The sequence below is a fragment of the Epibacterium sp. HA2-3 genome (assembly GCF_055693725.2).
Genome location: NZ_CM172490.1, coordinates 1,163,050 through 1,190,011 on the forward strand (window position 1 = coordinate 1,163,050; position 26,962 = coordinate 1,190,011).

Here is a 26,962-nt window from a genome sequence, read left to right on the forward strand (position 1 = left end):
GAGCCGGAAGGCATAAGTTGGCCGCTCATTTTCTTCACAGGGTCGAGGGCGACGAGATGCAGCAGCAGGGGCAGGGGACGAACTGGGTCATGGTGCTCTTGATCTGGGCCGCGGGCCTCGGGGCGGCGGCGCAATACGGCAAGATCGCCGTGATCTTTGACCAGCTGCCTGCGCTTTATCCCGGTGTGGGCGCGGCGATGGGCTGGACGGTGTCGCTGGTGGGGGTGCTGGGGATCATTTTTGGCGTCGTGGCGGGGCTTTATGTGTCGGCCATCGGTTTTCGGCGTTCGCTTGTTCTGTCGCTGGTGCTTGGCGCGGGGGTCTCGGGCCTGCAGGCGCTGCATCTGCCCTTTGGCCTGTTTCTCATCACGCGCATGGTCGAGGGGATCTCCCATTTAGGCGTGGTTGTTGCGGCGCCGACGCTGATGGCGATCCTGGCGCGTGGCCCGGCGCGTGGGGTGGCGCTGACGATCTGGAGCACGTTCTTTGGCGTTGCCTTTGCGCTCTTGACGTGGTTCGGGCTGCCGCTTGTCGAGGCACGGGGCATCCCTGCGCTTTTTGCGGTGCATGCAGGGATGATGGGCCTTCTGGCGCTCATCCTGTATTGGGGTCTGCGCGACTTGCCGGTGCCGCCGCGCGCCAGCTATCCTGATCTGCGCGCCTTGCCATCGCTGCATCTGAATATCTACCGATCACCGCACAAGCTGGCGCCTGCCGCCGGCTGGCTCTTTTATACCTGCTGCTTTGTGGCGGTGCTGACGGTGCTGCCGCCCTATATCGCCGAGAGCCAGCGTGCGCATGTGATGGGGGCGATGCCTCTGGTGTCGATTGCGGTCTCTCTGACGCTTGGGGCTGGCCTGCTCCGCGTGACCTCGGGGGTCAAAGTGGTGCAGCTTGGGTTCCTCATCGGCACGGTGGCGATGCTCTGGCTTTGGGCGATGCCGGGGCACTGGCTGGCCTGCATGGTATTGGCGGCGGGGTTCGGGCTGGTGCAGGGGGCCAGCTTTGCCGCTGTGCCGCAGCTCAATGACACGCCTTCGACGCAATCAGAGGCCAATGGCGCCATGGCGCAGGCGGGCAACATGGGCAATGCCATCGGCACGCCGCTGTTTGTCGCCGTGCTGACCTATGGGGGCTATGGCACGCTGGTGCTGACCGTGGCGCTGCTGCTTTTGGCCGGGGCCGTGGTGCATCAGGCGCTTGCGCTGCACCGGCAACGGGTGGCGCGGGGGGCGGTCTGACAGTTTCTGTCAGGACAGATTTGCGCGTTCCCCCTCTGTTCCTCTTTTTCTCTTGGAGACTCGCGGCGGCTCACCTATGTGTTGTTCAAAGTTTGGGGGCAATATGGCTGAGTTGAAGAACATTGAGGTGCGCGGCGCGCGCGAGCACAATCTCAAGAACATCGACGTGGACATCCCGCGGGATGAACTGGTGGTGATCACGGGCCTCTCCGGTTCCGGCAAGTCGAGCCTTGCCTTTGACACCATCTACGCCGAGGGGCAGCGCCGCTATGTCGAATCCCTCAGCGCCTATGCGCGCCAGTTCCTCGATATGATGGAAAAGCCCGATGTGGATCATATCTCGGGCCTGTCGCCTGCGATCTCCATCGAGCAGAAGACCACATCGAAGAACCCGCGCTCGACCGTCGGCACCGTCACCGAGATCTATGATTATCTGCGACTGCTGTTTGCCCGCGCCGGCACGCCCTACAGCCCTGCCACCGGCCAGCCCATCGAGGCGCAGCAGGTGCAGGATATGGTCGATCGGATCATGACGCTTGAGGAGGGCACGCGGGGCTATCTGCTGGCGCCCATCGTGCGCGACCGCAAGGGCGAGTACAAAAAAGAGATGCTGGAGCTCAGGAAACAGGGGTTCCAGCGCGTGAAGGTGGATGGGGAGTTCCACGACCTTGATACGCCGCCCACGCTCGACAAGAAGTTCCGCCATGACATCGACGTGGTGGTCGACCGGCTGGTTGTAAAAGAAGGCATCGAGACCCGGCTGGCGGACAGCTTGCGCACCGCGCTGGATCTGGCCGACGGGATCGCCATTCTGGAGACCGCCCCGCGTGAGGGCGACCCGGAGCGGATCACCTTTTCCGAGAATTTTGCCTGTCCCGTCAGTGGCTTCACCATCCCCGAGATCGAACCACGGCTGTTTTCCTTTAACGCGCCCTTTGGGGCCTGTCCGCATTGTGACGGTCTGGGCGTGGAGCTGTTCTTTGACGAACGTCTCGTGGTGCCGGATCAGAGCCTCAAGGTTTATGACGGGGCGCTGGCGCCCTGGCGCAAGGGCAAATCGCCCTATTTCCTGCAGACTATCGAGGCCATCGCCAACCACTATGAGTTCGACAAGAACACGCCGTGGAAGGATCTGCCCGCGCATGTGAAACAGGTGTTCCTGCATGGCTCCGGCGACGAGGAAATCGCCTTTCGGTATGACGAAGGCGGGCGCGTCTACAATGTGACGCGCGTCTTTGAGGGCGTGATCCCCAATATGGAGCGCCGCTACCGCGAAACGGATTCCAACTGGGTGCGCGAGGAGTTCGAGCGCTACCAGAACAACCGCGACTGCGGCCATTGTGGTGGGTATCGTCTGCGCGAAGAGGCGCTGGCGGTCAAAATCGGCCCGGCGGGAGGCCCCGCCGAGCATCGTCTGCATGTGGGGCAGGTGGTGGAGAAATCCATCCGCGAGGCGCTGGCGTGGATCGAAGAGGTGCCGAGCCATCTCAGCCCGCAAAAGCAGGAGATCGCTCGCGCCATCGTCAAGGAAATCCGCGAGCGTCTTGGGTTCCTCAACAATGTGGGGCTTGAGTATCTGACCCTCTCGCGCAACGCGGGCACGCTCTCGGGCGGGGAAAGCCAGCGTATTCGACTGGCGAGCCAGATCGGCTCTGGCCTCACGGGGGTGCTCTATGTGTTGGACGAGCCGTCAATCGGCCTGCACCAGCGCGACAATGACCGGCTGATCACCACGCTCAAGAACCTGCGCGATCAGGGCAATACGGTGATCGTGGTGGAACATGACGAGGATATGATCCGTCAGGCCGATTACGTCTTTGACATCGGCCCCGGTGCCGGGGTGCATGGTGGCCAGGTCGTCAGCCACGGCACGCCCGCCACGGTTGAGGGTGATGCGGGTTCGATCACCGGTCAGTATCTGGCCGGAACGCGTGAGATTGCGGTGCCGGATACGCGCCGCAAGGGCAACAAGAAGAAGATCAAGGTGGTGAAGGCCTCCGGCAACAACCTGAAGGACGTCACCGCCGAATTCCCGCTGGGGAAATTTGTCTGCGTCACCGGTGTGTCGGGCGGCGGCAAGTCCACGCTGACCATCGAGACGCTGTTCAAGACTGCCTCGATGCGCCTCAACGGGGCGCGCCAGACGCCAGCGCCTTGCGAGACGATCAAGGGGCTCGAACATCTGGACAAGGTGATCGACATCGACCAGCGCCCCATCGGGCGCACGCCACGCTCGAACCCGGCGACCTATACCGGGGCTTTCACGCCGATCCGCGATTGGTTTGCCGGTCTGCCCGAAGCCAAGGCGCGCGGGTATAAACCGGGGCGGTTTTCCTTTAACGTCAAGGGCGGGCGCTGCGAGGCCTGTCAGGGCGACGGGGTTCTGAAGGTGGAGATGCATTTCCTGCCCGACGTCTATGTCACCTGCGAGACCTGTCAGGGCGCGCGCTACAACCGCGAGACGCTGGAGATCAAGTTCAAGGGCAAGAGCATTGCCGATGTGCTGGATATGACAGTGGAGGATGCGCAGGAGTTCTTTGCCGCCGTGCCGACGATCCGCGACAAGATGGACGCGCTGATGCGGGTGGGTCTTGGCTATATCAAGGTCGGCCAGCAGGCCACCACACTGTCGGGCGGCGAGGCCCAGCGGGTGAAACTCTCAAAGGAACTCGCCAAACGGTCGACGGGCCGCACGCTTTATATCCTGGATGAACCGACCACCGGTCTGCATTTTGAGGATGTGCGCAAGCTCTTGGAAGTGCTGCATGAATTGGTTGAGCAGGGCAATTCCGTGGTGGTGATTGAACACAACCTCGACGTGATCAAGACGGCCGATTGGTTGATCGACATTGGCCCCGAAGGCGGTGATGGCGGCGGCGAGATTGTCGCTGTGGGGACGCCGGAAAAGGTCGCCGAAGAGCCCAGCAGCCACACCGGGCGCTATCTGAAGCCGATGCTGGAAGCGCAGGCGCGCAAGAAGGTCGCGGCGGAGTGATCTCTGGGCGAGGGGCGCTGCCCCTCGCGCTCCCCGGGATATTTGGGGTTAGAAGAAGAGGGGCGCGGGTGCGCCTCTCTTTGTTTGGAACACTGTGTGTAGGGGTCAGCCTTGTGGCGAGAGCCTCTGGCCGGATGCTGGTTTGAGTAGCAGAAGCGGCGCCAACAGCAGCGCAAGGAAGGCGGTGTTCATCACCACGTTGAAGCTGGCGCCCGAGAGGGCGGAGCCGAGGCTGTCGGGCAGATACCAGGTGAGGAGCGCGGGGATCAGGAGCTGACGCGCGCGTTTTGGGTCGCTGGGCAGCACATGGGTGGCAATCTGCCAGATCAACACGCCAAGGCCGCACAGAAGCCCGCCCGAAATCGCCATCATCAGTTGGGCGACCTCGTCATTGATCTGTTGCGCCTGATCGAGAGGCAGAAAGGCCAGATCGGCAAAGAACAGACCGGCAGGGCGGAGCGGGCTGTGCGGAGCCAGCACCAGCATCATCCCAAGAAGCGCCGTCCCGGCGGCGGTGACGCGCAGGAGCCGTGCTGCAAAATCAACTGTCATCATGTGGTCCTCTTTTATGCAAACTTGCCCGGAGGCTCGCCGATGCAGGGAAGGGATTCAATTACCTCGGAGGTAACTGTATTTCACAAGCGGATCGGCTAGGAATGTCAAAAAGCGAGGGGCGGATGAGCGCGTTTGGAACACAGCTGAAAGACTGGCGACAGCTGCGCCGGATGAGCCAGTTGGATTTGGCGCTCTCGGCAGAGGTCTCGGCGCGGCATCTGTCGTTTCTGGAAACCGGGCGTGCGCGGCCCAGCCGGGACATGGTGCTGCGTTTAAGCCGGGAGTTGCTGCTGCCACAGACGGAGATCAACGCGCTGCTGACAGCGGCGGGGTTTGCGCCTGCCTATGGGGCGCGTGATCTGGAGGACGCGGAGCTGGCCCCGGTGCGGGCGGCGGTGATGTGGATGCTGGAGCGCCACGCGCCATATCCGGCGATGGCTCTGGATCGACACTGGCAGCTGGAAGCGGCGAATGCGCCTGCCCGAATGCTGTTGCAGCCTGTGGGCATCGACTTGGGCGACAGCTTGCTGGAGGCGCTCTTGCACAATAGCGGGCTGCGTTCGAATATCCTCAACCTTCGGGAGGTCGAGCAGCTGACCCTGCAACGTTTGCGCAGCGAGCTGGCGCATTTTGGCCGGGACAGCGTGATCGAGGCCCATGTGGAGGATCTGCGCGCCCGGGGCGCGGGGCAGGTGCCAGAGGCCGGGCCATTGCCCGCCATGATCCCCACCCGCTATCAGATCGGCGCGCAGGTGCTCTCGTTTTTTTCGGCGATGTCGCAGTTTGGCACGGTGGAGGATATTGCCCTCTCCGAGCTCAGGATCGAATGCATGTTCCCGGCGGATGAGGCCACGCGGGTGGCGCTCATCCAGATGGGGGCGTCCTAGCTGCGGCCGCGTTTTTCAAAGCGCGGCAACATGGCGGAGAAATCCTTGCCTTTGCCGTCCTCTTTGTCGACGAACTGGCTGTAGAGCGCTTCGGCCAGTTTGCCCATCGGGGTGTCGGCATCGGCGCTGCCGGCGGCCTGCTGCGACAGACGCAGGTCCTTCAGCATCAGATCGGCGGCAAAGCCCGGCTGGTAGTCGTTGTCGGCGGGGGACTGCGGGCCGACGCCGGGGGCGGGGCAATAGGCGTTCATGGTCCAGCTGTAGCCTGAGGAGGTCGAGACCACATCGAACATCTTCTGGCGATCCAGGCCGAGTTTGTCGGCCAGCGCAAAGGCTTCGCAGGTGGCGATCATGGTGACGCCGAGGATCATGTTGTTGCAGATCTTGGCGGCCTGACCGGCACCGGAGTCGCCGCAATGCACGGCCTTCTGGCCCATGATATCAAAGAGCGGTTCAGCCTTGGCAAAGGCCTCCTCAGATCCGCCCGCCATAAAGGTGAGCGTGCCGCCCGCAGCCCCACCGATGCCACCGGAGACCGGCGCATCCACGGCCAGAAGCCCGGCCTCTGCCGCCTGCTGCGCCACCGCGCGGGCGCTGTCCACATCAACGGTGGAGCAATCCACAAAGGCCGCGCCTTTGGTCATGGCGGGAATGATCTCGGAGGCGACATGGCGCAGGATGTCACCATTGGGCAGCATGGTGATCACCACATCCGCGCCCGCTGCGGCCTCGGCCGCGCTCTTGGCGAGGGAGACGCCTTCGATCGAGACATCCGCCATGTCAAAGCCGGTAACGCTGTGGCCTGCTTTGGCGAGATTGGCCGCCATCGGGCCGCCCATGTTGCCCAGTCCGATAAATCCGATTTGCATCTTAGCTCTCCTCCTCAAAACTCAATGCCTCGGCTCCAAGCGGTTGGAGCATCTGGCTCACGGCGACCGCAGGCACGTTGCCGTCGGCATATTGCCACTTGGGCGATTTGTCCTTGTCGATGATGAGGGCGCGCACGCCTTCGAGAAGGTCGCCCATATCCATCGCACGATAGGTGAAACGATACTCCAGATCCAAGGCCCGGCGCATGGTCACGGTGGAGCTGCGCAGGCGGTGGATCATCTCGACCGTGGTGGCGATGGAGAGCGGCGCACCGCGTTCCAGCACCTTGAGGGTGTCGGCGGCAAAGCTGTCCTCTCGCCCACGCAGGACGGTCAGGATGTCGGCGGCGGTTTCACCTGCAAATGTGGCGTCGATATCCCCCTGCATCGCCTGCAGCTTGCTCTCTGGGGCGGGCTGTGCGGCGGCCTCGAGAGCTGCGGTATCGCCTGTCTCCTCAAGGGTCTTGATCAGCGCAGGCCAGGCGGTTTCGGGGATGTAGTGATCGGCAAAGCCAGCATAAATCGCATCGCCCGCATCCATCCGGTAGCCGGTGGTGCCGAGATATTCGCCCAGGCGCCCCGGCGCCAGCGCGAGCAGAAGCGAGCCGCCCACATCCGGCACCAGCCCGATCCCGCATTCGGGCATCGAGAGCTTGGAGCTGTCGCCCACCACGCGATGCGTGCCGTGACAGCCGATGCCGACACCGCCGCCCATGGTAAAGCCCTGAAGGAAGCTCACCACCGGTTTGGGATACTCAAAGATCCGCGCGTTCATGCGGTACTCATCCCGCCAGAATGTGCGGCCATAGGCAAAATCGCCCTTGGTTCCCGTCTCGTAGAGCTCGGCAATGTCACCGCCCGCGCAGAAGGCCTTGTCGCCAGCGGCGTCAAACACCACCAGCGCCACGGCATCGTCCTTGGCCCAGTCCTTGAGGGCAGCGTCGATCGCAAGGCACATGTCGTAAGAGAGGGCGTTGAGGGCCTTTTCGCGGGTGAGCGTTATGCGCCCTGCGCGCCCTTCGATACGGATATGGATGTCGCTCATGGCGGCGGTCCTTTCCTGAGACACTTAGTGGTTTTCCGCCAGCATATGACGGGCGACGATCACGCGCATGATCTCATTGGTGCCTTCAAGGATCTGATGCACCCGAAGGTCGCGTACCAGCTTCTCGATGCCGTAATCCGCGAGATAGCCATAGCCGCCGTGCAGCTGCAGGCATTGATCCACCACGTTGGAGCCGGTTTCGGTCACGAATTTCTTTGCCATGGCGCAGAATTTGGTGGCATCCGGGCTGCCCTGGTCCAGTTTCCATGCGGCCTGGCGCAGGAAGGTGCGCGCGGCCTGAAGCTCGATCTCCATATCCGCGAGGCGGAACTGAAGCCCCTGGAACTGGTCGATGGATTTGCCAAAGGCCTTGCGCTCGGACATGTATTGCAGCGTCGCATTTAGCCCGGCTTGGGCGGCGCCAAGCGAACAGGCGGCAATGTTGAGACGCCCGCCATCAAGGCCCTTCATGGCGTATTTGAACCCTTCGCCCTCCTGGCCCACGAGATTGCCCGCCGGCACGCGGCAGTCGTCAAATTGCACCTGCGCGGTGGGCTGGCTCTTCCAGCCCATCTTGTCCTCAAGCCCGCCAAACGAGAGCCCCGGCGTGCCATCCTCGACATAGAGCGTGGAGATCCCCTTGGGGCCGTCCTCGCCGGTGCGCACCATGCAGACATAGGCGTCGGAATAGCCGCCGCCGGAGATGAACGCCTTGGTGCCGTTGAGCACATAGCCTTCGTTGTCCCGGCTCGCGCGGGTCTTGAGCGCCGCCGCGTCAGAGCCGGACCCCGGTTCGGTGAGGCAGTAGCTCAGCACCGTGTTGAGGCTCATGACGTCGTCCATCACGCGCGCCTTCAAATCGTCGCTGGCAAACATGTCGAGCATCTTGGCGCACATGTTGTGAATCGACAGGAACGCTGCCACCGAGGGGCAGGCCATCGACAGCGCCTCAAAGACCAGGGTGGCATCCAGCCGCGAAAGGCCGGAGCCGCCGGACTCTTCGCTTACATAAAGAGAGCCAAAGCCCAGCTCACCCACCTTGGGCCACAGATCCTTGGGGATGGTGCCTTCAGATTCCCACTGGCGGGCAAAAGGCGCGATATGCTCCTGGCCAAAGCCATAAGCCATGTCAAAGATGGCCGTCTGCTCTTCTGTCATTGCGAAGTCCATGGGTTCTCCTCCCCGTTTCAAATGTGGCCGCATGCGGCGCCACAAGAATTGAACAACTGTTTATTTCTTACGCGGCTCGGGGCGTCACTTCAATATGCACAACTGCAAGATGGTCCTGCACCGTTGCGCCCATCGGCGCAAAACAGCGCTCAATTGGGGTGTTTTTCGATGCATTCATGTGGAATTTGAGGGAAATTTTAAGACCTCTGCGCCACTACTTTGGACCAAAGGCCCTCCTGTTTCCCATAGGATAGGGGCAAACCTATAGTCTGAGAAGGAGCGAGATCCTCGTGTCGCAGCCCAATCAAACCCCAAAACTCGCGGTGATGCAGCCCACCAAGAAGCAGTTCCCCGAGTTCGAAAAATTCGCCAATTCCGTCAAGGCGCAGGAACGCGCGAAATTCGCCTATGAAATGAAAAACGGGCTGCGCAGCAGCCGGGCGAAAGGGGAGCAGACCAAGGACACTGTGACCAAGCTTCTGCGTAAGGCTCAGGCGCTCATCCTGAAACATGAGAACGAAAAGGCCGAGGCGGTGATCAACCAGGCGATTGCGCTCGAGGGACAGGATGCGCGGCTCCATTCGCTGATGGGCGAAGTGCTCATGAAGGATTCCAACCGGATGATGGACGCGCTGGGGAGCCTGATGCGAGCCGTCAAGCTGGAGCCGACCAACGGCAGCCACTACGGCATGATCGGCACCCTTCTGATGCGCCTTCAGAAATTTGAAGAGGCGATCGATTACTTTGAAATTGCTGTGAAATTCGATCCCAAAAATCATATCGCCCTGTCGCGGATGATGCATACCAAAGCCCATCGCGCGCGCTGGGATGATTTCAACAAGATCCCGACCTACCTCAAGCAGTTCAAGAACCAGAACGTGCTGTCCGATCCTTTTGCCTTCCTGTCGCTTTGCGATGATGCGGCGTTTCAGAAACAGCGCTCCATCGCCCAGATCAATTCCAAGTTTCGCAACCCCGTCAAAGCCCCCATCTTCAAGGGGGAGCGCGCGGCCGGCGAAAAGATCCGGATCGGCTATTTCTCGAACGACTTCTACAACCACGCCACCATGCATCTCATGGGGGGGCTGCTGGAAAACCACGACCGATCGAAGTTCGAGATCTATATCTACGACTATGGCTCAAAGCTGCGGGACCACGAACACGAGCGCGCGCGTCGCAGCGCCGATGTGTTTCGCGATATCCGCACTCTGAACACTGCGCAGATCGTTGATCTGGCGCACGGGGATGCTCTGGATATTGCGGTGGATCTCAAGGGCTTTACCGAGAATGGGCGGCTGGACATGTTCAACAGTCGCGTGGCGCCTGTGCAGGTGGCCTATCTGGGGTATCCGGGCACGACCGGTTTGAAATCAATGGATTACATGGTGGCCGACAAGATCACGATCCCGTCGCACCTGCGCAAGCACTATACCGAAAACATCCTCTATATGCCCAATTGCTACCAGCCCAATGACGAGTCGCGCTTTATCGCCGAGGTTGCAGACACGCGGGCCAGCCACGATCTCCCCGAAGAGGGGTTTGTGTTCTCCTCCTTCAACAACCCCTACAAGGTCACGCCGCGCGAGTTCGGCATCTGGATGGACCTCCTGAAAGAAGTGCCCGACAGCGTGCTGTGGTTCTATGTCTCAAAGGCAGAGATCATCGACCGTCTGCGCAAGGAAGCCGAGTCGCGCGGTGTCGATGGTGCGCGCATCATCCCCACCGGGCGGATGCAGCCGGAGTACCACCTGGCGCGCCTGAAACACGCCGATCTTTTCCTGGATACCTTCAACGTCAACGCACACACGACCGCCAGTGATGCCCTCTGGGCGGGCTTGCCCGTTGTCACCAAAACCGGCGAGCAATTCGCCGCGCGGGTGGCGGGCAGCATCCTCAGCGCAGCGGGGCTTGAGGATCTGGTCACTCATAGCGAGAAGAAATATTACGAAGTGGCTCTGCGCATTGCCCAAGATCCTGACTATCTTGCGGATATACGCAAGCGTCTGGCTGCGTCGCACGAGAACTCGCCGCTGTTTGATACCAAATCCTACACCCGCGATTTTGAACGTCTGATGGAGCGCGCGTTCCAGAATTACATCGACGGCAACGCCCCGCGCAGCCTCGGAATTTCCGCAGCCTGAGCCGGGTCTCGCGGACTTCAGATCAAAGACGACAAAGCCGCGTCCCCTTAGGGAGACGCGGCTAATTCTTGGGCCTCTTCATGCCGGAGGTGAACGTTCAGGCGGGCGATCAGAGCAGCCGCACCTGTGTTCCGACTTTGACCAGCGGATAGAGTTTCTCGACGTGCTGATTGTAGAGCCCGATGCAGCCAGAAGAGCTCTGACGGCCAATTTTGCGGGTGTCATGGGTGCCATGCACCAGATAGGCGGGCCAGTCGAGATAGAGCGCGCGGGTGCCAAGCGGGTTGTTTGGCTCGCCGCCTTCAATACGCTGCGGCAGCGAGGGATCGCGCTCGCGCATGTTGGCTGTGGGTGTCCAGCTTGGGTTCTCGCGCTTGCGCACGATCTTGGAATAGCCCCGGCGGGTCAAGTCTTCGCTCATCGGAACAGACGAGGGAAAGAGCAGATAGGTCTCGCCATCGCCGCCCCAGTAATGCAGCGCGCGGCTCTCGATGTCGGCCAAGAGACAGCCCACGCCCAGCGTCTCAAAATGGTCCTGCCAGCGCTGTTGCTGGAACGAAGACACATTGCGCTGAACCGGGATTTGCTCGCGGATTGCGGGCTCTGATGCGGGGAAAGCATCGGTGGATTGCGCGCGCAAAAGCCCCGGTGTTGCAAGTGTTGCCGCCGCGCCCGCCATCAGGCTGCGGCGCGTCAGAGAAAGACGGGATTTGGTGAAGTCGGACATGCATCCATCCTCGTGGCTTTGAGTGCTCGAATTTTGATGGCGACACTATGAAAGCCAGGGCAGCTGCGCCAGTGTCATCCCCGCCTTGAAGGGGTGACATTTGCGTGAGCAGGCCGCTTGCGCAACTTATCGCGCATTCCCCAACAAAAAAGGCCGCCCGGAGGTCCCGGACGGCCAAAACATGAACCTTTCGGGGATCAGTCCATGGCTTTGAAGTTGAATTCGCCGCCTTCTTTGATGCCCGAGAACCAGCGCTGGGTCACAGTCTTGGTGCGGGTGTAGAAGCGGAAGGCGTCGGGGCCATATTGGTTCAGATCGCCAAAGGCCGATTTCTTCCAGCCGCCAAAGGTGTGGTAGCTGAGCGGGACCGGGATCGGGAAGTTGATGCCGACCATGCCCACGTTCACGCGGTTGGCAAAGTCACGCGCGGTGTCACCATCGGCAGTGTAGATCGCGGTGCCGTTGCCATAGGCGTTGTCTTTGACAAGGTTCAGTGCGTCCTCGTAGTTGTCCATGCGGACTGTCGACAGAACCGGGCCAAAGATCTCTTCTTTGTAAATGTCCATCTCGGCGGTGACATTGTCAAAGAGGGTCGGGCCAACAAAATAGCCGTTCTCATAACCCTGCAGCGTCAGGCCACGGCCATCGGTCACAAGGGTTGCGCCCTGCTCGACGCCGCTGTCGATGAGACCCTCGATGCGCGCCTTGGCCTGCGGGGTGATCACGGGGCCGTAGTCGATGTCCTCACCGGCGGTGTAGGGGCCGACCTTGAGTTTCTCGATGCGGGGCACCAGACGCTCAATGAGGCCATCGGCGGTTTCTTTGCCGACCGGCACCGCAACGGAGATCGCCATGCAGCGTTCGCCCGCTGCGCCAAACCCGGCACCCACCAGCGCGTCTGCCGCCTTGTCGAGATCCGCATCGGGCATGATCAGCATGTGGTTCTTGGCGCCGCCAAAGCACTGCGCGCGCTTGCCGTTGGTCGCCGCGCGGCCATAGATATACTGCGCAATCGGGGTGGAGCCCACAAAGCCCACGGCCTGAATGGTCTCGTTGTCGAGGATCGCGTCCACGGCTTCCTTGTCGCCGTTCACAACCTGCAGCACACCATCGGGCAGACCGGCTTCTTTCAGAAGCTCCGCCAGATAGAGCGAGGTGGACGGCACGCGCTCGGAAGGTTTCAGGATCATGGCGTTGCCGCACGAGAGGGCAGGGGCCATTTTCCACAAGGGGATCATCGCCGGGAAGTTGAAGGGGGTGATGCCCGCAACCACACCCAGAGGCTGGCGCATGGAGTAAAGGTCGATGCCCGGTCCGCCGCTGTCGGTGAATTCGCCTTTCAGCAGGCTCGGCGTGCCCATGCAGACCTCGACAACCTCAAGGCCGCGCTGCACGTCGCCGCGCGCATCAGGCAGGGTCTTGCCGTGTTCACGGGCAACCAGTTCTGCGAGCGTGTCCATGTGTTCGTTGATGAGTTGGCCGAACTTCATCATCACACGGGCGCGTTTTTGCGGGTTGGTTGCCGCCCATTCCACCTGTGCTTCGGCGGCTTTGGCGATGATTGCGTCCATTTCCGCCTTCGTGGCAAGCGGCACCTTGGCCTGCACTTCACCGGTGGCGGGGTTCAAAACGTCGGCAAAACGGCCGGAGGTCCCGGCGACTTTTTCACCATTCACGTAATGGGTCAGTTCCTGCATGTGCAGTCCTCCTCTGATCAGTGGTCGCCGCCATCCTAGGATTGCAAAAACAGACGTAAAAGAGGAAAGGCTTCAAATAGGTTTTGCATTTACGCAAATGGTTAAGGTAGGTTTACCATGAGCAGAATGCGAAGAAGGCTGGAGGATCCCGTCAGATGGAACCCCAATGGGACGATATGAAAGTGTTTTTGGCGGTCGCGCGGGAGAGCAGCCTCTCTGGCGCGGGGCGGGTCCTCAAGATGGACCCTGCCACAGTGGGCCGCCGGGTGGCCCGGTTTGAGGCCGCGCTCAAGACATCTCTCTTTGTAAAATCACCGCAAGGCTATGCGCTGAGCGCGGCCGGAGACAGGCTCTTGGGGCATGCGGAAGCGGCGGAACTCGCCATGCGGGCGGGCGAAGAGGCGCTCACTGGCCCGAGTGACACGCTTTCGGGGCAGATCCGCATCGGCGCGCCGGATGGATGTGCCAATTACATCCTGCCGCAGGTCTGTGCCGCGATTTCCAAAGACAACCCGGATCTTGATATTCAGGTTGTCGCCTTGCCGCGTGTGATCAACCTGTCGCGGCGCGAGGCGGATATGGCCGTCACCGTCAGCGCGCCAACTGCGGGCAAGCTGCTGGTGCAGAAGATCACCGACTATCACCTGCATCTGGCGGCCACCCGCCACTATCTGCGCGACCATCACCCGATCGAAAAGCTCGAGCACCTGCGCGACCATCGCATGATCGGCTACATTCCGGACATGATCTTTGATCGCGAGTTGGATTACCTCAATGATCTGGGCATCGAGCGCGTGTCGCTGGCGTCCAATTCGGTCTCTGTCCAGATCAAGATGCTTGCCGAAGGCAGCGCGCTTGGCGTGGTGCATGATTTTTCACTGCCGAGCCACCGGACCCTGCGCAAAGTGCTGAAGGAAGAGTTCAGCCTGACCCGCAGTTTTTACCTTGTCCGCCATCAGGGCGACCAGCGCAGCGACCGGCTTAATCGCTTTGCAGAGGCGCTCTCTGCAGGAATACGCGCAGAGGTTGAGCGATTGGAAGGCTTGACTTGATGTGATCTTGCGGCAAACCTTGAGGGAGTGAAAGAAAATTTCAAGGGTGCGCAAAATGCTCGTTAAGTCGATCCTTAAGTCCAAAGATATCGCCGAAGTTGTCACGATCACACCGGAGGCCACGATTGAGGCGGCGGCGCAGCTCTTGTCCGAGCATGGCATCGGGACAGTCGTTGTGTCGCCGGATAAATCCAAACCTGTTGGCATCCTGTCGGAGCGCGACATCGTGCGCCAGCTCGCCAAGGTGGGGTCGGTTTGTCTCAATCATAAGGTCGAGGACTACATGACCCGCGACGTGGTGACCTGCACCCAGGACAGCGTTGCAGAGCAGGCGCTCACCACGATGACCGAAGGGCGATTCCGCCATATGCCCGTTGTCGAAGATGGCGCGCTGGTGGGGATCATCTCGCTTGGAGATGTGGTCAAGGCGCAACTCAACGAGGTGGCGATGGAGAAAACCGCGCTTGAGGGCATGATCATGGGACACTAGGGAGCAAATCGCGGCTGGGCGGCGGCGATTATGCACTGGCTGAAGATTCAGTATTCTCACGCACTTGCATTGCGTCGCGCAACATGATTGCGTGCCCGGGAATGTGACGCAGGCAGGAGGGGCCCATGCGCATTGGCTTGTATCCCGGAACCTTTGACCCCATCACCTTGGGGCATATCGACATTATCCGGCGGGCAACCCTGCTGGTAGACCGGCTTGTGATCGGCGTGGCGATCAACCGCGACAAGGGGCCGTTGTTCGATCTCGAAGAGCGCGTCGCCATGATCGAGGCAGAGTGCGCCAAGCTCACCGAGCAGACCGGCACCGAGATCGTCGTTCACCCGTTTGAAAATCTGCTGATTGACTGCGCCCGCGATGTGGGCGCGCAGGTGATCGTGCGCGGCCTGCGTGCGGTTGCGGATTTTGAATATGAATTCCAGATGGTTGGCATGAACCGGGCGCTCGATGACAGCATCGAGACGGTGTTCCTCATGGCTGAGGCCCGCCATCAGGCCATCGCCAGCAAACTGGTCAAGGAAATCTCGCGCCTCGGGGGCGATGTCAGCAAGTTTGTGACGCCTCTTGTGCGCGAACGCCTCGCAGAGCGTTTGGGCCAGCGCTAGGCCCCAGCCAGCCCACTTGGAACACGTGGATCCGGTCTGCCGCGCGCGGGCCGGTTTTGCTTTGTGGTCAGCGCCAGAAAGCGAGCCACTCGATCAGCTCAAACAGCTTTTTGCCCAAAAACAGTACATGACCGGTGCCAAAGAACACGATGTCCACCGTCAAAGCGGTGATCAGGAACAGCCCCAGGGCGATGGCGATGGTGTTGGTCATGCGGGAAGCCCAATAAAATACGCCCGGCCAGCTATGCCTGACCGGGCGTAAAATCTCAACCCTCACGCGAGGGAGGGGTTAGTTCAGGCGACCCATGGCGGTGGCAACATCGGCCATCCGGACCGAGAAGCCCCATTCGTTGTCATACCACGCCAGCACGCGCACCATGCGACCGTCGACCACGCGGGTCTGGTCGGGCGCAAAGATGGAGCTTTCTTCGGTGTGGTTGAAGTCGGTCGAGACCAGCGGCGCGGGCTCATAGCCCAGAACGCGCGACATATGGCCCTTGGACGCCTCTGCCACGGCGGCGTTCACCTCTTCGGCGGTGACCTCGCGCCCCGCGCGGAAGGTCAGGTCCACCGCGGACACATTCGGGGTCGGCACGCGGATCGCTGAGCCATCGAGACGGCCCTTGAGGTTCGGCAGAACCTCACCCAGCGCCTTGGCCGCGCCCGTAGAGGTCGGGATCATCGACATCGCCGCCGCACGCGCACGGTAGAGGTCGTCGTGACGGCGATCCAGCGTCGGCTGATCGCCGGTGTAAGCGTGGATGGTGGTCATGATGCCATGCTCGATGCCAAAGGCCTCGTCGAGTACTTTGGCCAGCGGTGCAAGGCAGTTGGTGGTGCAAGACCCGTTGGAGACCATCTTGTCGGTGGACAGAAGATCCTCGTCGTTGACGCCGTAAACCACGGTGCGGTCCACGTTCTTGCCAGGTGCGGACAGCAGAACCTTGCCTGCGCCGCGCTCGAGATGCTTTTTCGCCTTGAGGCCATCGTTGAACTTGCCGGTGCATTCCAGCACGACATCGCAGCCTTCCCAGTCCAGCGTGTCCATGTCGTAGGTGGAAAACACCTGCATGTCGCCGCGGCCAAGGTTCAGGCGGCCTTCGCTGAAATCGACCTGACCGGGGAAACGACCATGCACGCTGTCGTATTTGATGAGATGCGCTGCCGTCTCGATCGGGCCGGTCGCATTGACCTTGATCACCTCGATATCGTTGCGAAAGCTGCCCGCGATATGGGCGAGGGTGCAGCGGCCGATACGTCCGAAGCCATTGATTCCAACTTTGATGGTCATCTCTGTCGTCTCCACGAGAAGGCTGTCTTGGGGGCAGCCTATAGCGATCATTAACCTCGGGAAAAAGAAGAAATTAGAGTAAACACAGACTGTTAGCGCAAAACCCTGATGGTGGCGTTAACACCTCTGACGGCGTTTGCGGTAACTGTTGCTCCGGGGGAACGGCGCGATGCTGCGATGCGGCACGCTTGAATGATTCCCCTCCCGCAGGCTACACAGGGTCCCATGAATGCCACAGTGCAAAGGGGTGAGGTATGAGCGGTCTTCTGGCCTTGTTGGACGATGTCGCGGGGATCGCAAAGGTCGCCGCCGCATCGGTGGATGATGTGGCGACCCAATCGATGAAAGCGGGCTCGAAGGCGGCCGGCATCGTGATTGACGATGCCGCGGTCACGCCGAAATATGTCACCGGCTTCCACCCGGCGCGCGAGTTGCCGATGATCTGGCGCATTGCGCGCGGCTCTTTCATCAACAAACTGGTGTTCCTGTTGCCCGTGGCCCTGTTGATGTCGCAGTTTGCGCCCTGGCTCATTCCGCCGCTCCTGATCCTTGGGGGCTGCTACCTGTGTTTTGAAGGGGCCGAAAAGATCGCCCATGTGGTGCTGCCCCATGACGATCATTCCGGCGGGCCAGACGGCAGCCATGACATTGGAGATCCGGCACATCTCGAAGAGCAGAAGGTCAAAGGCGCCATCAAGACCGATTTCATCCTCTCGGCTGAAATCATGACGATATCTCTCTCGACGATCGAGAGCGATGTCTTGTGGATTCAGGCGGCCACCCTGGCCGTGGTGGGCATCATGATTACCATCGTGGTCTATGGTGTGGTTGCGGTGATTGTAAAAATGGACGACGTGGGCCTCTGGCTCACCAAGGTGGGCCGCACGGGCGTTACCCGCGCCCTCGGCCGCGGCATTGTCGCGTTTATGCCGTGGTTCCTGAAAATGCTGACTGTGGTCGGGACGGCCGCCATGCTCTGGGTCGGCGGGTCGATCATTGTGCATTCCGCGCATCAGATGGGCTGGCACTGGCCCGAAGATACGATCTACAGCTTTGCCAAATCCATCGCCCAAGGTGACGGGCTGGTGGAATGGCTGGTGAAGGCGGTGGTCGACGGTCTCCTCGGCTTTGTGGTGGGCCTCCTCTTGATCCCCCTCGCCACCAAAGTGATCGCGCCGCTGTTTGGCGCCAAAGCCGCGCATTGACGACATCCGGACCTGACCTGACCAAAAAGGGCGCCCCGAAACCAGGGCGCCCTTTCATCTTCTAACTCAAAATATCCCGGGGGAGACCCGAAAGGGTCGGGGGCAGCGCCCCCAACACCCGGCTTAGCCCAACAGCTCTTTGACCTTGGCGACGGTGCCTTCGGCGGTAATGCCGAATTTCTCAAAGAGCTCACCCGCCGGGGCAGAAGCACCAAAGCCCTGCATGCCGACAAAGCCTGCCTTCTTCTCCTGGCCGCGTTCCCCCAGCAAGAGGCGATCCCAGCCGCCATCGCGCACGGCGGCCTCGATGGCCACGCGCACGGGACCTGCAGGCAGAACCTTGCGGCGGTAGGCTTCGTCCTGCGCGTGGAACAGCTCCATGCAGGGCACAGAGACCACGCGGGTGCCGATGCCCTGACCCTCGAGGATGTCTTTTGCAGCCATGGCAACCGACACTTCGGAGCCGGAAGCCATCAGGATCACCTGACGCTTGCTCTCGGCCTCGGCCAGCACATAGGCGCCTTTCTCGGTGAGGTTGGCCAGCTTGTGCTCGGTGCGCACGGTGGGCAGGCCCTGGCGCGTGAGCGCGATCACCGACGGGGTTTCCTTGGCCGTCAGCGCGATTTCCCAGGCTTCTGCGGTTTCCACCGCGTCGGCAGGGCGGAAGGTATAGGTGTTCGGGGTCGCGCGACAGATCGCGAGATGCTCGACCGGCTGGTGAGTCGGGCCGTCTTCGCCCACACCGATGGAATCGTGGGTCATCACAAAGACCGTCGGGATCTTCGACAAGGCCGCCAGACGCATGGCCGGACGCGCATAATCGGTAAAGCAGAAGAACGTCCCTCCATAGGGGCGAATACCGCCATGCAGCGCCATGCCGTTCATCGCTGCCGCCATACCATGCTCGCGGATGCCCCAATAGACATAGCGGCCCTTGCGGTTGTCGGTGTCAAACACCCCAAGATCGCCGGTCTTGGTGTTATTGGAGCCGGTGAGATCCGCCGAGCCGCCAATGGTTTCGGGCATGATCGGGTTGATGACCTCAAGCGCCATTTCCGACGCCTTGCGGGTTGCCACCTTGGGTTTGGTTTCCGAGATCTGCTTTTTCAGCGCCTTCACGGTCGCGGAGAGCTTCTTCGGCGCCTCAAGGGCAAAGGCCCGGTTGAACCGGTCCTGTTTCTGCTTGGAAATCTCGGCAAAACGCGCTTCCCATTCTGCGCGCGCCGTAGCACCGCGCTGGCCGATCGCTTCCCACTGGGATTTGATCTCGGCGGGCACCTCATAGGCGCCACCGGTCCAGCCATAGGCTTCCTTGGCGGCTTTGAGCTGATCGGCGTCGGTCAGAGCGCCGTGGCCTTTGGAGGTATCCTGCGCAGCGTGGCCCAGAGCGATATGGGTTTTGCAGGCGATCATCGACGGTTTCTTGGTCTTCTTCGCGGCCTCGATGGCGGCGTCGATCTCGGCCGGGTTGTGGCCGTCGATTTCCTGCACGTGCCAACCGGACGCCTTGAAGCGCTGCACCTGATTGGTACGGTCCGAGAGATCAACGGTGCCGTCGATGGTGATGTTGTTGTTGTCCCAGAACACCACGAGCTTACCCAGCTGGTGACGCCCGGCAAGGCCGATGGCCTCCTGGCTCACGCCTTCCATGAGGCAGCCGTCGCCCGCGATGACATAGGTGTAGTGATCGACAACCTTCTTGCCATACTGGGCGCGCAGGCTTTCCTCGGCCATGGCAAAGCCGACAGCGTTCGAGATCCCCTGGCCAAGCGGGCCGGTGGTGACTTCGACCGCGTCCAGAAGAAAGTTCTCCGGGTGGCCCGCTGTGAGCGCGCCGGACTGACGGAAGTTCTTGATCTGCTCGAGCGTGACCTGTGCGTCACCCATGAGGTAGAGCAGCGAATAGATCAGCATGGAGCCGTGGCCGGCCGACAGGATGAAGCGATCGCGGTCCGCCCATTTCGGGGCGGAGACGTCGAACTTCATGTGCTTTTCAAACAGCACGGTTGCGACATCGGCCATGCCAATCGGCATGCCGGAGTGGCCGGAGTTTGCACCCGCAACCGCATCCAGCGTCAGGGCGCGGATGGCGGCGGCTTTGTTCCAATGATCGGGGTTTTCAGAGCGCAGGGCTGTCAGATCCACTGAACTGTTCCTCTTTGGGTTCGCAGGGGTTTGCCGCTGGATAGCAGTCTCAAAGCAAAGATCAAGCGCTGAGGCCCTGTTTTGCAGGGTTTCGCCACTCCCGGCGCCGGTCTGGCCTTGAACTGTGCTCTGCAAGTGCTTGAAAGCAATGGGGGGGTGTTTTACCCCTTCATGAGATAAGCTGATCGCGGTGGCGCGCTGCCGGGTTGATTCGAACCCTGTTCAACTGGGACCCACTCAGGCGGGGCGGGCGAACAGACGGGTGGCAGGCATCGCGAAACGGCGACAGATCGGCTCGGGACGGGCAGGCACGCAGGCTACGGTCTTGGCCCCGGGAAGACGAGGTGAAGAGGAACGCATGGAGCAGTTAGAAGAACTACAGGGCCGCATCCAGACCGCGCTGCATCGTATCTATGGCGGCGTCGCCGCGCTGGAGCAAAAGCATGCCAATCGTCCGGTGCCGACACTGGAAGAGCTGGATATGCAAAAGCATGCGGAGCTTCTGGCCGATCTCGAAGACGAGAAGATGGCCAATGCGCAGCTGATCGAACGGCTGCGCCTGCTGCATGGCCGGCTCGAGGACATGGAAAAGAAAGTGGCTGCCGTGGATGGCGCACAAGATCTGATTGCGCTGCATGCGGAACTGGAGCTGCTGCGCAACGAGGCCGGGAATTCCGTCGAAACGGAGGCACTGAAAGCCGAGGTCGCGCGTTTGAAGCAGGATCTTGAGGCCGCACGCAATCAGGCCGCAAGCGAGCGTGAAAAGCTCGAAGATGACCTGAGCGAAGCCACCGCCCAGAATGAACAGCTGCAAGCGCAGCTCGCGGCTCTGCCGGAGAGCCCTGCCGACACCGAGATGACGTCTGACGTGGAGGGCGATGCGCATGCCGACAGCGCCGAGCTCGAAGCGCTGCGTGCAGAAGTCGCCGAATTGCGTGCGCGTGCGGAAGCCGCCGAAAGCGCCGCTGTCTCGTCGGATGCTGAGCCTGCTGACGAGGGCGTCAGCGCCGAGCTTGATCTGCGTCTGAGCGCCCTTGATGGCGAATTGCAGGGCCTGCGGGCCAGCAACGACCAGTTGCGCCAGTCCAACGCTGCCCTGCGTGCGGCCAATGCCGAAGGGGTTGCGGATCCTGCGCTGATCAACTCTGGCCTTGAGGCCGAGCTGGAGGGGCTGAAGGCCGCCCGCGCCACCGATCAGGCCGAGGTCAACGCGGTTCTGGCCCGATTGGAGCCGCTCCTTGCCACAGCCCCCAACCTGCCTGAAGGAGAAGAAGCCTGATGCCGGAAGTGACCATTCATATCGGGGGCCGCGATTTTGAGGTGTCCTGTCAGGAAGGCGAAGAGAGCTTTCTGCATATGGCGGCGGGGATGCTCGACGACGAGGCGCAGGTGCTGTCGGATCAAATCGGGCGGATGCCCGAGGCGCGGATGCTCTTGATGGCGGGTTTGATGCTTGCGGATAAGACCGCAGCCGTCGAGGACCGCATCAAGGAAGTCGAGGCCAAACTGGCCGAGAAAGACGCGCTGCTCGAAGAGCGGGATGCAGAGCTCGAGGAGCTGCGCAACGCGCCACCACCGCCTGCTGAACAAATTGAGGTGCCCGTGGTGCCGCCGCAGGTCGCCGAGACCCTCGCAGAGCTTGCGGCACGGGCCGAAGCGCTGGCGGGCGAGATCGAAGAAAAAGCCGCGCCGGATGATGACGAAGACGACGATGAGGCTGCAACCACTCCCGCCGTGGATCCGAGCGCCGACGCAATGGCCGCCGAAGGCAATGCGGATGAGGCCCGTGAAGAGACTCCTGACGACGTCAAGGAACAGGTCTGAACTCTGATCGCCCCGGGGCAGGCGCGCTGAGCAGTTGCGCCCCCCAGCGCTGATGTTGCAGGCGCCCGGATATAAAGGCCGCGCCACAAAAAAGCCCGCGAGACCCAGAGGTCTGCGGGCTTTTGTTTTGCGCGTCGCGAACGGATCAGGCGTTGGCTTCGCGGATCTTGTCGGCGGCATCCTTGTCGAAGCTGATGCCGTTTTGTTCAAACATTCCGTCGAGTTCGCCCGAAAGCGTCATCTCGGTGATGATGTCGCAACCGCCCACGAATTCGCCCTTGATGTAGAGCTGCGGGATGGTCGGCCAGTCGGAATAATCCTTGATGCCCTGGCGGATGTCCTCATCCGCAAGCACGTTCACGTCGGTGTAGTCGACACCGATGTAGTTCAGCACACCGGCCACGCGCGAGGAGAACCCGCACTGCGGCATGTCCTTGGTGCCTTTCATATAAAGCACAACATCGTTGGCTTTGACGGTTTCATCGATGCGGGTCTTTGCGTCGGTCATGGTATTGGTCCTTTCGGTCTGGCCCCTGGTTCATAGAGCCGCTGAAAACTGTGGTTTTGGGTCCGAGCAACGAGGCTGCAGCGCTCGGTATCATTGCGGTTCTAGATCAGCGTAGTTGAATGTCTGTTGCTGATCTAACGCCATGGTTTTGTAAAGAAATCTCCGGTATGACGTCTCTGCGCGCGCTCCAGCATATCCTGCATGCGCTCTTCTTTTTCATGCAGTATCTCTTGTTCCTCGGGCGTCAACGGCGGCATCCGGCGCTGTCTGAGCTTCTCGCGAATATGGAGAAAATCCGAGAAGAGGGCGATCGCGACAATGATCGCAATCGCGCCGCCTATGATCCAGATTGCCTCCATACCGGATGCTACTCCGGCGCTTTGGTGGTCAGGGCGAGGGCGTGGAGCTCACCGCTGGGGCCATCCATCTTTCCCTTGAGCGCGGCATAGACGGCGCGTTGCTGCTGCACGCGGTTTTTGCCGCGAAAGCTCTCGTCGATGACCATGGCGGACATGTGAACGCCATCGCTGCCGCCCACCTGAATTTGCGCATCCGGGAAGGTCTCGCGCAGGAGGGCTTCGATTTCATGGGCCTGCATTGGCATGGGGCGCATCCTTGCTGTGGTGTTCTTTGGCCAAAATGTAGGGCTGCAATGCGGGGGACGCAAGCAACTCTACCGTGATTGTAAGGTCTGTTTTGTCGCGACCGATGTGAAACGGGTCGGGGGCGCTCCCGCCTGCTTATGGACTGGCCCCAAAGGGGCCCGCCCAACACAGTTGGGCCCGGCACCGCGCAGGCGCGGTGCCGGGCCCAAGGCCGCCAAGGGGGCTTAGCAACAGCTAAGGCCCCTCCGGGCGCGGGAGTGTCCCCGCCTTTTGTGATTAGGCGACTGCTTCGGCAAAGCTTGTGCGGAAGATCTGGCTCAGCTCTTCGAGCGTTGCCTCCGATCCGCCCATCTTCACCGTGTCGCCGGTGAACTTGCCAACCGTTTCCAGCGGCACCCCGGCCTGACCGGCAGCGATCATCAGCGCCTCGGCCTGGTCGAAGTTGCAGGCCACCAGATAGCGTGCCTGATCCTCACCAAAGAGCGTCGGGGTGTCGCTGGCGTCGATCTGCACCCCAACACCTGCGGCCTCTGCAAGCTCAAACGCCGCGAGCGCAAGCCCACCGTCGCTGATGTCGGTGCAGGCCTTGATGAAATCGCGGTTGTTGCGGATGAACTCGCCGTTGCGCTTCTCGATCTCAAGATCCACTGCGGGGGCGTCGCCGTCCTCGCGGTTGAAGACCTCGTGCAGAAGCGCCGACTGGCCAAGATGACCAATGGTTTCGCCCACCAGCAGCAGCACATGACCGTCGCGGGCCTCGCCCAGGATCGGCTCTTCGCCCGCCGCAACCAGACCTACCGCGCCAATGGTCGGTGTCGGCAGGATCGCCTGGCCGTCTGTTTCGTTGTAAAGCGAGACGTTGCCCGAGACGATTGGCATATCAAGCGCCGAGACCGCCTCGCCGATGCCTTTGAGTGCGCCGACAAATTGGCCCATGATCTCGGGCTTTTCGGGGTTGCCGAAATTGAGGTTGTCGGTGGTCGCCAATGGCTTGGCCCCGACAGCGCAGAGGTTGCGATAGGCTTCGGCCACGGCCTGTTTGCCGCCCTCAACCGGGTTCGCCTTGACGTAACGCGGGGTCACGTCAGAGGTAAAGGCCAGTTTCTTGTCGGTGCCATGCACGCGGACCATGCCGCCACCCAGACCCGGACGACGCGCGGTGTCGCCCATCACGGTGGTGTCATATTGCTCATAGACCCACTGTTTGCCGGCATAGTTAGGGCTGGAGATCAGCGCCTTCAGGCCGTCGATCGGGTCAATGGTCGGCACATCCGCATCCGTAAGCGCCGCGGGGGCCTCGACCTCGATCCACGGGCGGTCGTATTCCGGCGCCGAGGACGAAAGCTTTGACAGCGGCAGATCCGCTTTGACCTCGCCGTTGTGCATGATGAGGAAGCGATCTTCGGCAATGGTCTCACCCACGATGGCAAAATCGAGGTCCCATTTCTCAAAGACGGCTTTGGCCTCGGCCTCCAGCTCGGGCTTCAGCACCATCAGCATGCGCTCTTGCGATTCCGAGAGCATCATCTCGTAAGCGGTCATGTTTTCTTCGCGCTGCGGAACCTTTTCCAGATCCAGACGCACGCCAAGGCCGCCCTTGTCACCCATTTCCACAGCGGAGCAGGTGAGGCCTGCCGCGCCCATGTCTTGAATGGAGATCACGGCACCGGTCTGCATCAGCTCCAGCGTGGCTTCCATCAGGCGTTTTTCGGTGAACGGGTCACCAACCTGCACGGTGGGGCGCTTTTCTTCGATGGTGTCGTCGAATTCTGCCGACGCCATGGTCGCACCACCAACCCCGTCGCGGCCGGTCTTGGCGCCGAGGTACACAACCGGCATGCCCACACCGGAGGCGGCGGAGTAGAAGATCATATCGGTCTTCACGAGGCCCGCCGCAAAGGCGTTCACCAGGCAGTTGCCATTGTAGGCGGGGTGAAAGCGCACTTCGCCGCCGACACAAGGCACACCAAAACAGTTGCCGTAGCCGCCGACGCCCTCGACCACGCCGTTTACCAGCTGGCGGGTCTTGTGATGCGCAGGCTCACCAAAGGAGAGCGAGTTCATCGACGCGATGGGTCGCGCGCCCATGGTGAAGACATCACGCAAAATGCCGCCAACACCAGTGGCGGCACCTTGATAGGGCTCGATGTAGGAGGGGTGGTTGTGGCTTTCCATCTTGAAGACGACCGCATCGCCATCGCCGATGTCCACGATACCGGCGTTCTCGCCGGGGCCGCAGATCACCTGCGGGCCGGAGGTCGGCAGGGTGCGCAGCCATTTCTTCGATGATTTATAGGAACAGTGCTCGTTCCACATGGCGGAGAAAATGCCGAGCTCGGTGAAGGTCGGCTCGCGGCCGATGATCTCGAGGATCAGATCGTATTCATCGGGCTTCAGTCCGTGGTTTTCGATCACTTCAGGCGTAATGGCTGGTTCCTGCATGGCGCTAGATGGCCCCCCGGGTCGCTTCATGTTGTCGGCCTTTTAGAGCAAGCCCCGCTGCGGGGAAAGGGGGCATGAGAGACGTGCAGAGATTGCCTCATGATTGGGCATTCGTGAAATGGAATGCATGAACATCCGGCAACGGCATGATGATGTCGGGAAATCTGCCCCTCGGGCGCGTTTTGGGCTAGCAGGGGCGCGCGCCACACGACAAAGAAGGAAAAAACCGCGCACAGAGATGCGGGCGTTGGGCCAAAAAAAAGGCCGAGCACTAAGCTCGGCCGAAGTCCAACAGGGAGGTATGAAGTGCGGCCAGTGCCGCGTCTTCATGCAGGTGATTTAGGGTGCCCGCTGCGCTGCCGCAAGTGTTTTGAAACCCTTGTTGGATCAAGCCTGCCATGCGCTATGTGCATAGCTCCTGCGCGTGGCGTAGAAGGTGGATGGGAAAGTTATATTTTCCCAAGCTCTTTCATGTGCTTACGGTGTGCGATGATCTCATTCTGCACAAAGTCTCGGAAGGCGGATACCCGCTGCGAGTGGCGCAATTCTTCTGGATAGGCGAGATAAACCGGCACACCATTGGTGTCCTCATTGGGCAAAACCTGCACCAGATCCGGGAAATCCTCGGTCACGTAATCCGGCAGAACCCCGATGCCGAGATCCTGCAAAACCCCCTGTAACACGCCGAAATAGTTGTTCACCGTGAGCATGGATTTGGGGTTATGGGTCATCAGCTTTTGCACCATGACCGCAGCGGACCCGACTTGCGCCGAACGCAGGCTCTGGCAGATCAGGCGGTGATCGCGGATTTCCTCGATGGTTTCGGGCCAGCCAAATTTGTCGATATAGCCGCGGGACGCATAGAGGCGCATCTGCACGGTCATCAGGCGTTTGCGAATGAGATCGGCCTGGCTTGGCTCTTTCATGCGGATCGCCACATCGGCCTCGCGCATGGGCAGATCCAGCACCCGCTCCTCGAGCATCAGGTCCACTTTGAGGTTGGGATATTGCTCGTAGAGCTTGATGAGACGCGGCGCGAGCCAGAGCGTGCCAAATCCGGTGGTGGTGGTGACGCGCAACTCGCCAAAGACGCCTTCTTCGCTGTCGCGAATCCGCGCCGAGGCGGTCTCCAGACGTTTTGACATCGTTTTGGTGGCGTCAAACAGCAGCTCGCCCTGTTCGGTGAGAATCAGCCCCCGCGCGTGCCGGTGAAAAAGCGTGGCGTTCAGGCTCTCCTCAAGACCCCGAATCTGCCGCGAAACAGCCGATTGGGACAGGTTGAGGTGTTCGCCCGCATGGGTCAGGCTGCCTGCATCCGCAACCGCGTGAAAGATCCTGAGCTTGTCCCAATCCATTGTTTTTACTCTTTCTGCCTCTTTGCCCCAAACTACATGATTATGAACCTAAGTTTCAAACCTTACCGGAGGCTGACACCGAAACTTTAAACAAT

23 protein-coding genes and 1 pseudogene are annotated in these 26,962 nt (G+C 61.1%); 10 read left to right on the forward strand and 14 right to left on the reverse strand.

Going from position 1 to position 26,962, the window contains the following annotated elements; all coding sequences use genetic code 11:
• Positions 1-56 precede the first annotated feature (56 nt).
• Positions 57-1,241: an MFS transporter gene (locus ACZ1HH_RS05375; RefSeq protein ID WP_487320442.1), complete on the forward strand. Its 1,185-nt coding sequence runs from the start codon at positions 57-59 to the stop codon at positions 1,239-1,241.
• Positions 1,242-1,344: 103 nt separating this feature from the next.
• A complete protein-coding gene (gene uvrA, locus ACZ1HH_RS05380; RefSeq protein WP_472636075.1) occupies positions 1,345-4,236 on the forward strand; it encodes an excinuclease ABC subunit UvrA in 2,892 nt (963 codons plus the stop codon).
• A 105-nt stretch (positions 4,237-4,341) separates the two neighbouring features.
• Here uvrA and ACZ1HH_RS05385 read toward each other — a convergent pair whose 3' ends face one another.
• Positions 4,342-4,791, reverse strand: a complete 450-nt coding sequence (locus ACZ1HH_RS05385) for an excinuclease ABC subunit A (protein ID WP_472636076.1) — start codon at positions 4,789-4,791, stop codon at positions 4,342-4,344.
• A gap of 122 nt (positions 4,792-4,913) precedes the next feature.
• Here ACZ1HH_RS05385 and ACZ1HH_RS05390 point away from each other — a divergent pair, with 122 nt between their 5' ends.
• Complete coding sequence (locus ACZ1HH_RS05390; RefSeq protein ID WP_011538440.1) at positions 4,914-5,678, forward strand: helix-turn-helix domain-containing protein; 765 nt, start codon at positions 4,914-4,916, stop codon at positions 5,676-5,678.
• Here the strand turns inward: ACZ1HH_RS05390 and mmsB are convergent.
• Genes mmsB through ACZ1HH_RS05405 form a run of 3 tightly spaced genes read right to left on the reverse strand, consistent with a single transcriptional unit; the run spans position 5,675 to position 8,762 of the window.
• The gene (gene mmsB / locus ACZ1HH_RS05395) at positions 5,675-6,547 is read right to left on the reverse strand and encodes a 3-hydroxyisobutyrate dehydrogenase (RefSeq protein ID WP_168610846.1); all 873 of its coding nucleotides are present in this window, start codon (positions 6,545-6,547) and stop codon (positions 5,675-5,677) included. The genes ACZ1HH_RS05390 and mmsB overlap by 4 nt on opposite strands.
• A gap of 1 nt (position 6,548) precedes the next feature.
• Positions 6,549-7,592: an enoyl-CoA hydratase/isomerase family protein gene (locus tag ACZ1HH_RS05400; RefSeq protein WP_472636077.1), complete on the reverse strand. Its 1,044-nt coding sequence runs from the start codon at positions 7,590-7,592 to the stop codon at positions 6,549-6,551.
• A 24-nt stretch (positions 7,593-7,616) separates the two neighbouring features.
• On the reverse strand, positions 7,617-8,762 hold the full coding sequence (locus tag ACZ1HH_RS05405; protein WP_472636078.1) for an acyl-CoA dehydrogenase family protein: 1,146 nt from the start codon (positions 8,760-8,762) through the stop codon (positions 7,617-7,619).
• 290 nt (positions 8,763-9,052) lie between these two features.
• Between ACZ1HH_RS05405 and ACZ1HH_RS05410 the strand changes: the two genes are divergently transcribed.
• Positions 9,053-10,903 (forward strand): O-linked N-acetylglucosamine transferase, SPINDLY family protein, encoded by a 1,851-nt coding sequence (locus ACZ1HH_RS05410; RefSeq protein WP_168610775.1) that lies wholly within the window; start codon positions 9,053-9,055, stop codon positions 10,901-10,903.
• Between the two features lie 109 nt (positions 10,904-11,012).
• Here the strand turns inward: ACZ1HH_RS05410 and ACZ1HH_RS05415 are convergent, their stop codons facing one another.
• Positions 11,013-11,630, reverse strand: coding sequence for a L,D-transpeptidase (locus ACZ1HH_RS05415; protein ID WP_472636079.1), 618 nt, complete (start codon positions 11,628-11,630; stop codon positions 11,013-11,015).
• Between the two features lie 197 nt (positions 11,631-11,827).
• A complete protein-coding gene (locus tag ACZ1HH_RS05420) occupies positions 11,828-13,327 on the reverse strand; it encodes a CoA-acylating methylmalonate-semialdehyde dehydrogenase (RefSeq protein WP_011538446.1) in 1,500 nt (499 codons plus the stop codon).
• Between the two features lie 155 nt (positions 13,328-13,482).
• On the opposite strand from ACZ1HH_RS05420, the gene ACZ1HH_RS05425 reads away from it, so the two are divergent.
• The 3 genes from ACZ1HH_RS05425 (at position 13,483) to coaD (ending at position 15,492) form a co-directional block, all read left to right on the forward strand.
• The gene (locus ACZ1HH_RS05425; protein ID WP_168610863.1) at positions 13,483-14,379 is read left to right on the forward strand and encodes a LysR family transcriptional regulator; all 897 of its coding nucleotides are present in this window, start codon (positions 13,483-13,485) and stop codon (positions 14,377-14,379) included.
• Positions 14,380-14,434: 55 nt separating this feature from the next.
• Positions 14,435-14,869 carry a CBS domain-containing protein gene (locus ACZ1HH_RS05430; RefSeq protein WP_472636080.1) on the forward strand — a complete coding sequence of 145 codons (435 nt, stop codon included), beginning with the start codon at positions 14,435-14,437 and terminating at the stop codon, positions 14,867-14,869.
• A gap of 125 nt (positions 14,870-14,994) precedes the next feature.
• Entirely contained in the window at positions 14,995-15,492 is a 498-nt protein-coding gene (gene coaD, locus ACZ1HH_RS05435; RefSeq protein ID WP_011538449.1) for a pantetheine-phosphate adenylyltransferase, read from the forward strand.
• Positions 15,493-15,559: 67 nt separating this feature from the next.
• On the opposite strand, the gene ACZ1HH_RS05440 is transcribed toward coaD, so the two are convergent.
• Entirely contained in the window at positions 15,560-15,703 is a 144-nt protein-coding gene (locus tag ACZ1HH_RS05440; protein ID WP_011538450.1) for a hypothetical protein, read from the reverse strand.
• 78 nt (positions 15,704-15,781) lie between these two features.
• On the reverse strand, positions 15,782-16,783 hold the full coding sequence (gap, locus tag ACZ1HH_RS05445) for a type I glyceraldehyde-3-phosphate dehydrogenase (protein WP_011538451.1): 1,002 nt from the start codon (positions 16,781-16,783) through the stop codon (positions 15,782-15,784).
• Between the two features lie 254 nt (positions 16,784-17,037).
• Between gap and ACZ1HH_RS05450 the strand changes: the two genes are divergently transcribed.
• Entirely contained in the window at positions 17,038-17,988 is a 951-nt protein-coding gene (locus tag ACZ1HH_RS05450; RefSeq protein ID WP_472636081.1) for a DUF808 domain-containing protein, read from the forward strand.
• Positions 17,989-18,111: 123 nt separating this feature from the next.
• On the opposite strand, the gene tkt is transcribed toward ACZ1HH_RS05450, so the two are convergent.
• The gene (gene tkt, locus ACZ1HH_RS05455; RefSeq protein ID WP_011538453.1) at positions 18,112-20,133 is read right to left on the reverse strand and encodes a transketolase; all 2,022 of its coding nucleotides are present in this window, start codon (positions 20,131-20,133) and stop codon (positions 18,112-18,114) included.
• Positions 20,134-20,491: 358 nt separating this feature from the next.
• On the opposite strand from tkt, the gene ACZ1HH_RS05460 reads away from it, so the two are divergent.
• A complete protein-coding gene (locus ACZ1HH_RS05460; RefSeq protein ID WP_472636082.1) occupies positions 20,492-21,412 on the forward strand; it encodes a coiled-coil domain-containing protein in 921 nt (306 codons plus the stop codon).
• A pseudogene (locus tag ACZ1HH_RS05465) lies at positions 21,412-21,822 on the forward strand (cell division protein ZapA); the annotation flags it as partial. The gene ACZ1HH_RS05460 and the pseudogene ACZ1HH_RS05465, both read left to right, overlap by 1 nt.
• A gap of 280 nt (positions 21,823-22,102) precedes the next feature.
• Here the strand turns inward: ACZ1HH_RS05465 and grxD are convergent.
• The 5 genes from grxD to ACZ1HH_RS05490 form a co-directional block, all read right to left on the reverse strand.
• Entirely contained in the window at positions 22,103-22,465 is a 363-nt protein-coding gene (gene grxD / locus ACZ1HH_RS05470) for a Grx4 family monothiol glutaredoxin (protein WP_011538456.1), read from the reverse strand.
• A 134-nt stretch (positions 22,466-22,599) separates the two neighbouring features.
• The gene (locus ACZ1HH_RS05475; RefSeq protein WP_044026723.1) at positions 22,600-22,824 is read right to left on the reverse strand and encodes a hypothetical protein; all 225 of its coding nucleotides are present in this window, start codon (positions 22,822-22,824) and stop codon (positions 22,600-22,602) included.
• Between the two features lie 8 nt (positions 22,825-22,832).
• Positions 22,833-23,069 carry a BolA/IbaG family iron-sulfur metabolism protein gene (locus ACZ1HH_RS05480; RefSeq protein ID WP_011538457.1) on the reverse strand — a complete coding sequence of 79 codons (237 nt, stop codon included), beginning with the start codon at positions 23,067-23,069 and terminating at the stop codon, positions 22,833-22,835.
• 277 nt (positions 23,070-23,346) lie between these two features.
• A complete protein-coding gene (gene purL / locus ACZ1HH_RS05485; RefSeq protein ID WP_011538458.1) occupies positions 23,347-25,512 on the reverse strand; it encodes a phosphoribosylformylglycinamidine synthase subunit PurL in 2,166 nt (721 codons plus the stop codon).
• Positions 25,513-25,961: 449 nt separating this feature from the next.
• Positions 25,962-26,867: a LysR family transcriptional regulator gene (locus ACZ1HH_RS05490; protein ID WP_011538459.1), complete on the reverse strand. Its 906-nt coding sequence runs from the start codon at positions 26,865-26,867 to the stop codon at positions 25,962-25,964.
• Between the last annotated feature and the right edge of the window lie 95 nt (positions 26,868-26,962).